The organism is Haladaptatus sp. CMAA 1909 (assembly GCF_043952005.1).
GTDB lineage: Archaea > Halobacteriota > Halobacteria > Halobacteriales > Haladaptataceae > Haladaptatus.
On the sequence record NZ_JBIOAV010000002.1, the window covers coordinates 345,499 to 358,703 of the forward strand.

The window sequence follows — 13,205 nt, forward strand, 5'->3', positions numbered from 1 at the left end:
GTAGAGCGTAAGATCACGAGTCGTGCTTCGCATCCTTTGCTCCACGAACCGTCTCTTCGACTGCCCCGACACCAACGTCATGGAGTACATCCCCGACAATGACCGTATCAGCGACACTTTCCATCTCGTAGGGCGAATCATAGTCGTGAATGCTGCCCCCATAGAAGAGCTGTGCTGACGAGAGTGAATCGCGTGCGGCAGCCACAATAGCTGGATCGCCAAGCATGCCAGAATACTCGAGATAGACGATCTGCTGACCGAGGATCTGTTCGGCGAGTTCAGCATAGGCAACGACGTCATCGATATCAAGGTCACAGTCCGCTTGTGTGAGCGTAGCAACTGATGACGTTGGATTCAGGACAATATAGGCTTCTGGGTGGACGTAATCCCACTCAAGATCCGAAGAGCGAACCCATTCGTGGTGCGCTCCTGTGATCCACAGTGGGTCATTGGCATTCAGAACGATCGGAAGCAAATAGCCAGAGAGTCCCTCGGTATGAGATGACGACGGGCGGTAAGTCGGCTCGATGAAGATGGGAATCTCGGTAGAAGCGAGTGCATCGAGAATTGACTGAACGCCGGATTCAGTGACGTTCGTAGTTCCTCCAACAATGATTGCATCTGTTCCTGTGTCCGCGATGCCAGCGTAGGTATCCCCGTCGTGGAGTGCTTTGTCTGGGTCGATTTTGGTCACGTGTTCCCAGTTCGCCCACGAAGTCACCATAGCTCACCGTAATGCAATCATAGTCAAACCGCTTTCTTTCGGTGAATCCCAATTTGTGGAGCAGTTGGCCCACCGGAAGTCGCTATCAACGGATAAATCAGAACATACAGGCCGTATCATCCCCAAGTAGTCAGCCGAAGTTCGCGGTGGATTCACATTCAGGGAACGTACCACCATATGACCGGAATGAATCGTATAAAGCTCCATTTCTATGGATTCGTTGAAATGAGTGTTTAATTCTCGAGGTCGATATCATCGCCACGGTCCGATTCGTGCAGAATGAACGGCCCAATCGCACTCGTCCGCTTCGCAATCGTCGCGATTCGCAGGACGATCGAGGTCAGCACAAAAAATGGGACGATAGTGATCGCCGAGGACGCACTAACGACCCAGATGATGTTTGCTACGCCGAAGGTCACGCCTGGAAACGAGGTTGGTGCTAGATAGAGTAGTGTCGCAATCGCGACGGCAAGTGCAAGAAGGGCAGTAATCAGAATCGACCGGATGAGGCGGACGAGTTCCCACTGAAAGTAGAGTGCTTTGAAATGCTCGCGCGTCGGGCCGAAAAACATGAGCACGTCGATCAATTCATCGAACGCATTTCGTTCTTCATCGTTGAGGCCGTCTTCATACTCCGATCGGAGCCATAGGGCACCGTACAGCTTCCACGAATGGTTATAGTTCATGGCTGTGCGTAATAAGTTGAATTCACCGAACTCGGCGTCGTCTAGCTGCTCTTCGACCTCGTTAGCGTTTTCGATGAGAGCGATAACGAATTGATCGACTTGGTCGCGTAATTCATCATCGTTGTTCTCTGCAAGAACGTCTTCGAGTACCTCGGCACGATCTTTGCTTGTCAGAATAAGTTGGCGGAGAAATGCCGCGGGATCGGGCAGCCCGATGGTCCCGATCAAACTATCGACATCTTGGCGAAACTCTACGGTGGCCTTCATTCGTTCCCGTTGATTTTTTAGCGACCCGAGTTCCTGTGAAAGGACTAGCTGACCGATGGTGACGACGAGCGTCACACCGGTGATGAGCGACGCAATGAATGCCTGGAATGCGATACCAACTTGATTTGTGTTGCTCATGACCGAGCGAAACGATGAGGGGCCGACTGTCCCAGCAACGACGAGAATAACGAACAAACCGAGCGTGAGCATGCCAGTAATCACCCACCGATCCCCATCGAGGAGAAACCAAAATCGAATTCGGGACTCATCCATCCGCCCGACCATTGACTCGTCCTCATCTGCGTCGCCCATGATGGCACATATGTCACCGACAGTGAAAAAGACGGCTGCTGAAACACTTACCCTCTTGAGAGGTCTGGTTTCGTGCTTTCTTGAGGGCGGCAACCCGGCTGAATCGACTGCGGATTAGAGATTCAGAGGAAAGTAAATTTGGTCCACTTGCACATAAAGAGTGACTTGGTTGGGATCCATTTGTCTCACTGCCTCATGTTGCACTAAGCAGACGTGGGCACCCCTGACCTCATCAGGTATTGGAGAACTAACGCCGCTCTAAAATGAAGAGTACGCCTACATCAAACCGTAGAGCAACCAATTAGCCGAAAAGTGCCGGAATCGTGTTTCGGAAGATATTGAGCGAGATGATGAATAGAAATACGACGACAAACCAATTGAACTTCTGTTCGTCTACCTCTAACTCTACCCGAAAGAATGCAAACCGACACTACCAGTGGTGAGGACGAGTTTGAGTTGGTTGATTTAATTGATGAAGTGCCTACACCATTGTTGTGTGCGCTACTGTTACGGTGGGATCATCCAGCAAGCACACCGAGAATTGTTGTGATTATTACTGATGTGAAAAACCGTCGCCGTGATCTGCCAGCCAGAAATAAGGATGTGAACTAACAGCCATTTTGCAAATCGTCCGAGTCGTCTTCGGTGGTCGGCTCGTCCTCGGTGGGATAGGTTAATCAGAAGACCAATAAGTGTCAAAAAGCAGGTAACGCCTCGTGGCACTCGTCGTCGTACATACTATGGCAAGTAAGGTCTTCGTTGATAGGACGGTGACCCAGTCACAACATAGTAAAAGATTCCCCAATCGAAAAACATCGAGTTAATCGGCTCTTTTCCTATTTTTAGGATATACTTTCAAGTAGCAATGAGAGTAGAACAATGGGGGGCGTCGCGTCGAAGAGGGTATATTCGCAAGTACACCTGCCTTAGACCAGGAGTTCGCTGAAACGATCGACTCGTTATCCCGAGACGCGGACTCGATACTCATCGTCAATCCCGAACCTGACGTATTCAAAATAACGATGCTGACGGCAGTATCGTTTGATGGTAAACTACCCGACATCCAAGTGCTTGCTTCCGTAGATGTGCTGAAAGCATCACTGGAGGATTTCATCCTTGCGAGTCAGGTGGCGGTTTTCTTTGCTGAGTGGACTGCCGTTGTACTGAGGGAGTGCCTGATATGCGAACATTTTTATTCCTTATTGTCTTCTTTGAAAAGGAATACCAGCGCTTTCCGAAGAGTGGCAGGCTACGAGAGATAACTATAAGAGCACGATGACAAATATTGCAATAGTCGTTCTTGATACGCTCAGAAAGGACGCATTCGATAGGCACTTTGATTGGCTTCCTGGCAAACGCTTCGAAGACGCTTGGAGTACGAGCCATTGGACTGTTCCTGCCCATGGTTCGTTGTTCACAGGTAGATATGCGAGTGAGGTCGGTGTTTATAGACATGCAGAAATGCTCAACTGTGATGACCGTGTTCTCGCAGAAATCCTGCGCGATGCAGGATACACAACACGAGCATTTAGTGGCAACCCAAACATTTCACGACAATTTGATTTTCACCGTGGATTCGACCAGTTCAAAGGAAGTTGGCGGCTTCGCACTATTGATCGAGATCTATTCGACTGGGACCAGTTTATTGCAAAAACCGAAGATATGGGCCCTCAGCGGTATCCTCTTGCTCTTTGGAAATGTATTAGCGGTGATTGCCAGACACTAGCATCATTCCGGCGTGGACTATGGTTGAAGCTTCGAGATTTAGGATATGAAAATCGAGCTAACGACGACGGTGCACGTTCTGCATTGTCCTTTATCCAGGAGAGCAACTTTGGTGATCAAGAATTCTTATTCCTGAATTTGATGGAGGCGCACTCTCCATATATTGCTCCAGACGAATATCAAAGCGTGACGCCGCCGACCATTAGTGGATTGCATGCGACGATGAGTGCCCCAGAAGATGATCCAGAGCAGATACGACGAGCGTATGATGACGAAGTGAGGTATCTGTCAGACATGTATAGGAGAATGTTTGATGAGCTAAAGGACGAATTCTCCCTCATCATTACTCTTAGTGATCACGGAGAACTACTGGGAGAGCACAATGCCTGGGAGCATATGTATGGAATTTATCCAGAGTTAACGCACGTCCCCCTTAATGTCTATTCCGGCGATGAGACAACAACCAAATGCACTGAAACAAGGAGTATTCTCGATGTGTATCAAACAGTTTTAAACGCGGCTGATATTGAATCAGAGGGTCGAGGTCACGATCTTCGGTCATCGGGGGGAGCAAGGGATGTTCTTACTGAATATCATGGTATTTCTAACCGTCATTATCATGCTCTGAAAAACAGTGACGTTGAAAATATTGATCATCTGCAAACGGAGTTGCGTGGTTTTGCATTTGACGGCTATTATGGTCATGAAACCTTCGACGGATTTAAAAAGTACGGAGAGAGAGTGTACGACGATCCAGAAAGACAACTAGAGACTCTGCTGGCAGGGATTGATATAGTGGAGACAGAGGATGATATCGATCTATCTGACTCAGTGAAAAAACAGTTAGAGGATCTCGGTTACGCCTGATGTATGTGAGGATTTAAGCATGCCAACAGAGGCTTCCGAGATCAATTTTGGCGGTGAAACAGTAAAAGCGACAGTAGCTAAGATTGCAATGGCGATAAGTGGGTTCGTGGGAACTGTCCTCTTTGCGCGGCTATTGGATCCGGCGCTGCTCGGAGGATTCTATTTGCTTTTCGGATTAGTGAAGATAGCAGACAGACCAATTTATGGATGGGCGATTGCAACGAAAAAGCGCTTCTCCGAGCCTTCGATTCGTGATAGTTCGATACTGGGAGCGCAAATCATCTTCATCCTTATTTGGCTCACCTTGGTTGCAGTCGTCTCGTATTTCTTGTCTGGTTGGCTACGTGCATACACAAAATTATCGGCTGCACCGATGTTGTTCATCGTTCTTTTGATTTCTGAGCCGGTGTACGAACCATTGGAAAAACTTCTTCAAGGCCGTGGGCAGATCAGTATAGCAACGTGGTCTGATACCTTTCGTTCGTATCTCACACTTCCACTCCAGCTCATGTTTGTTCTTGCTGGATTTGGTGCAGCGGGACTAGTATATGGATTAGCATCGGCTACTGTCTTGTCGGTGCCGCTAGTACTGTATTTCTTGCGGACACCGCCGGCTCTTCCCTCAGTGTCTCTCCTTCAGAGTCTCTGGCAGTACGCTCAATACAGCATCCCATCTGGATTCTTCGGCACAATATATGATCGATTTGACGTGCTGCTCCTTGGAGTGTTGGCGACACCGGCCGCTGCAGGCTACTACGAAATTGCGGCTAAGCTGACGCTTCCGGCAGTGTTCATCAGTAGCGCTGCTGCTAGCGGATTGATGGCTCGCGTCAGTAATCTTCAAAGTAAACAACAGGATGTGGCTAGCGATATAACAAATACGCTCGCATTTTCCAGTATTCTTGCTATTCCGATATTCTTTGGTGCACTTGCGCTCCCAAAGGCTCTTATTATTACGTTTTACGGTGCAGAGTACGCGCCGGCAGCAACGTTGCTAGTAGCTATTGCCGCATATCGCGTTACAAAATCACAAAATGCTCCTCTCACACAGACGGTAAACGGGCTTGATAGGCCAGATATGACGATGCGTATTTCTGCGGTAACGCTTGCGATTAATGTTGTTCTAGGAGTGCTATTGGTGCGTCAGATCGGGCCAGTCGGTGTTGCTATCGCAACACTACTCGCCGAAGTCATCCGATATCTTCTCCTCTCTATCATTGTCAATAAATACACTACTGGAGTGAAACTACTGCCGGAAGCGCTTCTCAAGCAGTTTGGTGCTGGAATACTGATGTTTGCTGTCGTCTCTCTATTCCGCCATACCCTTTCAGTAAAATCCTATCTCGGTCTACTACTTCTTCTTACAATCGGAGCAATCACTTACGGGACAACCTTTCTCATCAGTAGCAATCAATCACGCCAGCTCATTAGAGACAGCCTTGAGGACTCTATGATTGAAGAGTTGTTCCCGAACCAGATTTCAAATCGGTAAAGAGCCTGTCTAACGCACGCCGGGCAACCAGCTGCCGCCCTTACCGAACGCGTAAAAGGTAAAGATACTACCGACGACTGCATCGCCAACCAAAGCAACCCCAAACACAATACTAATTCAGTATTGGCCTCCTCGCATGGCTCCAACTGTGGGCTTTCGATTCGAACTTCTGTAATGACGACCCCGGTAGCAAACGTGATCACCACCTCTCTCCGGAGGAGTGCAAACCCCATCGTTTTCCGGAAATAGGGAACTAAAGACGGCAAGACAGCCAGATTCCCGCCGAAAATCGCCGGCAAGCACTCTAGCTGGTTAGCGAAGATGGAGCTGATGCCCAAGGGATGGTTCGATCTGTCGGCAGTAGTGATAAAATTCATACCCTGTTTCAGTCTGGCGAACGAAGTACTCACAAAGTTTCGTTAGATGATAATTGAACCGACCAGTATCACGGATATCAACCCGCTCACGAAGTTCTGTAAACGAAATCGGACTCTCAGCATCGGCAAGTTCTCGCAGAATCGAGATCCTAACATCGTTTCCTAATACTTCGAGTGCGTCAGTTGGGTCCCCCGTGTGGAAGGTCATATGGGCCAATTTGCTATCTCTATGCATTAATTTCCCCCACATGACAATTTTGGTATAGAACTGTGGTTCACCGAACCATGATTACCATACGGAAAGGACAACTGATTATGACAAATGATGATAAAACGGTCCCATCAACCACACGGCGTAACGAAAGTGGAAATTGGAAAATGGGTCCCAAGGACAAAACAAATACCAGCGACACCACTGAGACAGATCCCTCCGAAGAAATACCCATCCCAGACCGGTTGGTTGATCACGTCATCGGCCAGGACGTGGCTCGGGACATAATCCTGAAGGCAGCGAAACAGCGTCGCCACGTCATGATGATCGGGTCACCGGGGACCGGGAAATCGATGCTGGCGAAGGCGATGAGTAAGCTCCTCCCCAAAGAGGATCTACAAGACGTCCTCGTCTATCACAACCCCGACGACGGGAACGAACCGAAGGTTCGGACGGTCCCCGCTGGAAAGGGTGAACAAATCATCGACGCGCACAAAGAGGAAGCCCGAAAGCGCAATCAGATGCGCTCGTTTTTGATGTGGGTCATCATCGCCGTCGTGGTGGGCTACGCACTCCTCCTCGCGTCAAAACCACTTCTCGGGATCCTTGCAGCCGGTGTCATCTACCTCGCGTTCCGTGACAGTTCTCGTGGCTCTGACGCCATGATTCCGAACCTGCTGGTCAACAATAGCGATGTCACCACCGCCCCCTTCGAGGATACGACGGGTGCCCACGCGGGTGCCCTGCTCGGTGACGTGCGTCACGACCCGTTCCAGTCCGGAGGAATGGAGACGCCGAGCCACGATCGCGTCGAACCCGGTGCCATCCACAGGGCGAACAAAGGTGTGTTGTTCGTGGACGAGATCAACACGCTCGACATCCGCAGTCAACAGAAGCTGATGACAGCGATTCAGGAAGGCGAGTTCTCCATCACCGGCCAGTCAGAACGTTAGAGAACTAATCAGCCATCTCAAAACGAGTCGAAATGGCACAAATCAGACTTCTTTTTCATACGGAGGTCTCACATCTCCCGGATAAAATAGGTGGGCAAACCAAGCGTCGCCGACAGAATAGGGTTCATCAGATGATATTAACGAATTCCGAGATACGTAGCAAGGAGTTCTTCCTCCTCCGCGAGGTCGGACGGGACCCCTTCGAACTGTGTCCGACCTTGTGCGAGGATATGGACATAATCAGCGATTCGAAGAGCGGAGCGGATGTTCTGCTCGATAAGTGTGTATCGCTGTTATAATGTCGACTTCTCGCTGGAGTTTCGATACTGTCTCGAAGAAGGGGTTGACCCACTGCCGACCCACGAACTCTCGCAGATGCAGATAGCCATTTCGGAGACAGAGCTTACAAGTGAGAGGGTTACCGAACTCACGATTGACGATGCGCATAAGGAGTTGATTCGAGCAGTCGATAGGTATCGCGACTCGGGGGCGGTTTGTGGGGGGAATTGCGGTCGTGGATCGATCGGCTTGCGCGTGGAGCGGTCGATCCGAATGGGTTGGCGACTACGGTTGGCAGCTCACAATGTTGTCAACGATCTCGGCAAGCTTTCCCTTAATACGTTCACATAATATTCCAGATTTCATTTAGGAATGCATGAGCGACGATCCTACTGGTAGTTCATTCGCTACTGACTCACTGCACGCCGGTCAAGACCCTGATCCTGTGACTGGGGCACGAGCGCCACCACTCTACCAAACCATTTCCTACGTTTTCGAAGACGCCGAAGATGCAGCAGCCCAGTTTGCGCTCGAAAAGCCCGGCTATATTTATTCTCGATTGATGAATCCGACTCTTGAGACGCTACAAGATCGACTTGCCGCTCTTGAAGGCGGTGTCGGGGGTGTCGTCACTGCATCTGGGATGGCTGCGCTGAACCTCGCAACGTTCCTACTGGCGGAGGCTGGCGACAATATCGTCACAGCCTCCTCATTATACGGAGGCACATACACGTACTTCACCCATTCAATCGAACGCCGAGGTGTCACAGCCAAATTCGTGGACACACTCGACTATCAGGCATACGATGAAGCCATCGACGACGATACTGCCTATGTCCATCTTGAGACGATCGGGAACCCAGCCCTCGACACACCTGATATCCAGCAGATCGCCGATATCGCTCACGACCACGGCGTTCCCTTACTCGTCGATAATACCTTCGCGACACCCTACCTCTGTCGTCCACTCGAACATGGCGCGGACCTCGTCTGGAACTCGACCACAAAATGGCTTCACGGCTCCGGTACTACCATTGGTGGCGTGATTGTTGATGGTGGCTCATTCCCTTGGGGCGATTACCCAGAGAAATATAGTGAGATTGCTCAAGATAACCCTGCATATCATGGTGTCAACTTCGCGGAAACATTTGGGGATGAGGCGTTCACATACGCTGCGATTGCCCGCGGACTCCGCGATCTTGGAAACCAGCAAGCGCCTTTCGACGCTTGGCAAACTCTACAGGGACTCGAAACGCTTTCCCTTCGGATGGACCGTCACTGCGAGAATGCAATGGCAGTAGCCGAATATCTCCGAGATCATGAGGATGTTGCGTGGGTGAACTACCCGGGTCTCTCTTCCCACAAAACTCACGATACGGCTACCGAATATCTCGAAGGCGGCTACGGTGGCATGATCACTTTCGGTCTTGCGGATGGATACGACGCTGCGCGAAAAACCGTTGAATCGACAGAGTTGGCGAGTTTGCTTGCTAATGTTGGTGATGCAAAGACACTCATTATTCACCCAGCTAGTACGACCCATCAACAGCTTACAGACGCTGAACAGGCTGCTTCCGGCGTCACTGATGATCTCGTTCGCCTTTCTGTAGGTATTGAAGATCCCGGACAGATCATTGCTGATCTTGAGAACGCTATTGACGCCGCCACATAGACGGCTCTTGTCGTTTCGATACCGAGCCGATAATCAGAAGGGATCGACAAAATGGTTTGATATCGATGATACACAGAAAGCGTTGATTCGAACGGTGGATGCGTATCGTGATCCAGAGGCGGTTTGTGAGGAACTGCGGTCGTAGGTTGATCGACTTGAGCGAGGGGCAGTCAATTCAGATGAGTTGGTGATCACGAATTGGGTTTCGAAAAAGAAGGAAGACTACACGCAGTCAACGTGGAGTGTGGCGGCGTTGGAGCGAGGCTGAGTTGGGGTTAATACGTGCCCCTGGTCAAAGCGTGTCGTATGCGCCGTCGCCGCACTCTCTCCACGTAGTACGACTATTGGATTGAACAACGCGTCGCGAATTTCGTATCACGACACGACATGTTTTCCTCTTTCTCCGAAAGCTGATCATGTGACTATCAGGATGAAGATCTGCAACCAACCGAGCGGTCATCGCCGGAAACTCGGACTCATGAATCACTTGAAGAAACATGTTTTCCTCTTTCTCCGAAAGCTGATCATGTGACTATCAGGATGAAGATCTGCAACCAACCGAGCGGTCATCGCCGGAAACTCGGACTCATGAATCACTTGAAGAATATCCTCATCATTCGCTTTCTTCGCAAATCGTCCCTGATTGTCGCGTTCACTCTCGTTCTCAGTCATAGCGCGTACTAGAGCTATCACGGGATTCCGGTGTGCCGATGCCGAAAGAACAGATAGAGGCATGCAATCGGGACATTGAGTAGCGGAATGACCATGAGATAATAGAGAAGGGTTGGCTTCCACGCAGGGTGATTCCGAACATATTGCTGATCAAAATACACAGCCACCAGTGACAGAAGTGCACCTGCGTAACTCACGAGGATGATCCCGCCAGCCGATTAGAACATCACTGAGAGGGCGATCGCACCGAGAAACACGATTCCAAGCGCTCCAAAGAGCTGCATGAGCCGCCGATACGGAGTCGGTCGTTCCAACGAATCACCAGTCGTTGCCCCAATTGCCCACACGAGACACCCGAGACAGACTGCGGTGAATGCTCCAACTGTCGCGATAGCGCCACCACTCTGCCAATCGATCCCGCTCGTTCAAATCACAAAAAGCGACCAAATGGCCCATGCTCCAACGAGTAGGCCAAGCGGGGTTCGCCGTGATCGGTATTCGAAGTTCGTCATTGACCACAAACAGATGCTCTATGATAATAATAGTTCTTACTACTATTGGTAGGTAATTACCCCTCAGTTCGTCTATCCCTATTCAATGGGGCTCACTCTGGGGGACGAAGTCACAAATGCTGCCCACATCGGATACGACCATCTACCACTTCGTCGGCTTCATCACAGACGATCTCCCGGAGTTCTTCGAGTTTGTCGGGTCAATGCTCGGCAAGCACAGCAATGTCTTCCGGGAATCGCTCAGAAAATAGTTACGTCGTTTCTACGTAACAGAGACGGTTATAGGGAATATATCCAACGAGATCTTTCTCCTCGTCACGAAGTTGTAAACCGTTGTCTCCTTCTCTTATATCGTGACATTCTATTTCCTTGTTATCCGTCGTTATTGCTACTAACTTTCCCATGGCCTAAGAGGTGGGTTCAGAACTAATGAAGGTTTCCAGCATGCAGTATTTGGCTACGCGATGGTTCATGTCCAGTTTCAATACCAGCTAGTGACGAACGTATCTCACAACGGAGACGATAAACCCGAATACACCCAGTAACAAGAATGGAACACCGATGGTAGATGATTCAGCACCCATCTCTGGAGAGAGTATGTAATAGACTCCCAGAAGAGTAAATGTGGCTGCAAGCACCACGTTCCACCGTTGGTTTGGGAATATTGTCGTTTCCTCGGACGTGGAATCTGGCGAAGACATACTCTTCTACCGTTTTGAATACGGAAAGCTATTTCTGTAATATAGACTCTCACCTCCATTGTTGAAAGTCACTATCGAAGACAAACAGATGCTCTATCTCGTGCTCTCGAGAAGCACCGCACTCGTGTGATCGACAAATGAAATCTGATGGCCGTCAAAACGCTCGAATCAGAAATATTGGCCTGTTCGATGAACGATCCCGGTGGTGTGAACGATTCTGTTTCTTCAAGTCGCGTATCCAATTCCACATTATTCCGGGTATTATCATCACCAATCATGTTCTATTTGATTTCCTCCCCCGATAGTAAAGGTCCCTATACCGTGAACATTTTCTTTTGAATAGCAATAAAAAATTCAGTAATGTCGTCGATAGGTCACCTACCGAACCCTGTTACGATATGGCTTCGTCGATCACATCTCCCGAAATGGTGAGTGCTTAGAGCGTCTTCCAGGACCTGAGGGCGCGACTCCAAGTCGTGACACTAGCGATCCAGCGTGCAGCGACCATCTTTTTCAATATTTGTGCCGGATAGGAGCCAAACGTCTCAATAGGGGAAACTGGTACACTATGTGCAACAGCGGATTCACCGATCGAAATTACAGTTCCTTTATCCGAATAATTCCACGCTTCAAGTGGTTTCTCGTCGATTGACCGCTCAATATTTTTGGCTACGGTATTAGCAGCTTGCCAAGCAGCTTGTGCAGTTGGCGGAATAACGCCATCTCCATCGTTGATGAGCCCTGCGTCGCCAATTACGAATACGGAGTCGTCACTCGTCTTGAAGGTTGTGTCTGCCTGCACTCGATTGTGTTCTTTCGCGACCGAGACGGATTCCATGGTATCCCGCCCTGTAATCCCTCCTGTCCAAATAAAGAGATCAAAGTTAACGGAATTGCCACTCGCAAACTCGATCTCAGTTGCTTTTGCTTCGGTAATTGGGTCATCAGTAAGGATATCAATGTTCGCCTGTTCTAATTCCCTCCGAACGGATCGCTGGAGGTCAGATGAATGACCCGGCATAATTGACTCCATTGCTTCAACGAGAGTGACCGAAATTGGGAGCCCTTCTTCATCAGCTAACGCGGCAATTTCACCTGCAGTTTGGATACCGGAGAGACCTGCACCACCAACAACGACGTGTGCTGGATTCTCTTCTGAAGCGGTATTCGCTTGATCTCTCAACTGATCGTGGATGGTTAGTGCATCATCAAGTGACTTTACTGTATGTGCATTATCCGACAGTCCGGAGATTCCATAATAGGCGGTCTGGCTCCCAAGAGCAATGAGAACGTAATCATATGATATCTCAGTGCCATCATCAAGACTGATAACTTGTTGATCAGTCTCGATAGTTTCGACCCGACCCCGGATGAAGTTCGTTGATGATTCCTTAATCTCATTGATCGGAATTGTAATTTCGTGTTTTGCATCTGGATTTCGAATTACTCTGTGTACCTCATGCAGCACTAAGTGATAATCATGGAGGTCAACCCATGTTATATTACAATCTCTATGCTGAAAACGCTGTTCTAAGCTTTGCACTGCACTTGTTCCCGCGTACCCTGCGCCTAGTACGACAATATCATGGCTCATACGGGTTAATGGATTACAAATAATACTAAATATTCGATTAGTGCAAATATTACACTGCCAAATGGACCTATATCATGTAAACTTTGTATGGCTTCGCCGTTGCAGAGGTTGATTAATATAGAGGATACATCGAGAAGTAAATCCTGCAGCAGCTAGCAGTT

8 protein-coding genes and 2 pseudogenes are annotated in these 13,205 nt (G+C 49.3%); 6 read left to right on the forward strand and 4 right to left on the reverse strand.

Going from position 1 to position 13,205, the window contains the following annotated elements:
- Positions 1-13: 13 nt before the first annotated feature.
- From ACGYLY_RS19830 to ACGYLY_RS19840, 3 genes and pseudogenes are all read right to left on the reverse strand, one after another.
- Positions 14-724 (reverse strand): phosphoglycerol geranylgeranyltransferase, encoded by a 711-nt coding sequence (locus ACGYLY_RS19830; RefSeq protein ID WP_395284802.1) that lies wholly within the window; start codon positions 722-724, stop codon positions 14-16.
- A 233-nt stretch (positions 725-957) separates the two neighbouring features.
- Positions 958-1,989: a hypothetical protein gene (locus ACGYLY_RS19835; RefSeq protein ID WP_395284801.1), complete on the reverse strand. Its 1,032-nt coding sequence runs from the start codon at positions 1,987-1,989 to the stop codon at positions 958-960.
- Positions 1,990-2,290: 301 nt separating this feature from the next.
- A pseudogene (locus tag ACGYLY_RS19840) lies at positions 2,291-2,392 on the reverse strand (sulfite exporter TauE/SafE family protein); the annotation flags it as partial.
- Between the two features lie 14 nt (positions 2,393-2,406).
- Here ACGYLY_RS19840 and ACGYLY_RS19845 point away from each other — a divergent pair.
- The 6 genes and pseudogenes from ACGYLY_RS19845 to ACGYLY_RS19870 all read left to right on the forward strand — a co-directional run bounded on the left by ACGYLY_RS19845 (position 2,407) and on the right by ACGYLY_RS19870 (position 11,000).
- Positions 2,407-2,601: a hypothetical protein gene (locus tag ACGYLY_RS19845; protein WP_395284800.1), complete on the forward strand. Its 195-nt coding sequence runs from the start codon at positions 2,407-2,409 to the stop codon at positions 2,599-2,601.
- Between the two features lie 663 nt (positions 2,602-3,264).
- The gene (locus ACGYLY_RS19850; protein ID WP_395284799.1) at positions 3,265-4,581 is read left to right on the forward strand and encodes a sulfatase-like hydrolase/transferase; all 1,317 of its coding nucleotides are present in this window, start codon (positions 3,265-3,267) and stop codon (positions 4,579-4,581) included.
- 19 nt (positions 4,582-4,600) lie between these two features.
- Entirely contained in the window at positions 4,601-6,073 is a 1,473-nt protein-coding gene (locus ACGYLY_RS19855; protein WP_395284798.1) for a polysaccharide biosynthesis C-terminal domain-containing protein, read from the forward strand.
- Positions 6,074-6,888: 815 nt separating this feature from the next.
- Positions 6,889-7,611 (forward strand): annotated as a pseudogene (locus tag ACGYLY_RS19860) (ATP-binding protein); the annotation flags it as partial.
- A gap of 658 nt (positions 7,612-8,269) precedes the next feature.
- The gene (locus ACGYLY_RS19865) at positions 8,270-9,565 is read left to right on the forward strand and encodes an O-acetylhomoserine aminocarboxypropyltransferase/cysteine synthase family protein (protein ID WP_395284797.1); all 1,296 of its coding nucleotides are present in this window, start codon (positions 8,270-8,272) and stop codon (positions 9,563-9,565) included.
- Between the two features lie 1,300 nt (positions 9,566-10,865).
- Positions 10,866-11,000 (forward strand): hypothetical protein, encoded by a 135-nt coding sequence (locus tag ACGYLY_RS19870; RefSeq protein ID WP_395284796.1) that lies wholly within the window; start codon positions 10,866-10,868, stop codon positions 10,998-11,000.
- Between the two features lie 886 nt (positions 11,001-11,886).
- Here the strand turns inward: ACGYLY_RS19870 and ACGYLY_RS19875 are convergent.
- Complete coding sequence (locus ACGYLY_RS19875) at positions 11,887-13,044, reverse strand: NAD(P)/FAD-dependent oxidoreductase (protein ID WP_395284795.1); 1,158 nt, start codon at positions 13,042-13,044, stop codon at positions 11,887-11,889.
- Positions 13,045-13,205: the final 161 nt, after the last annotated feature.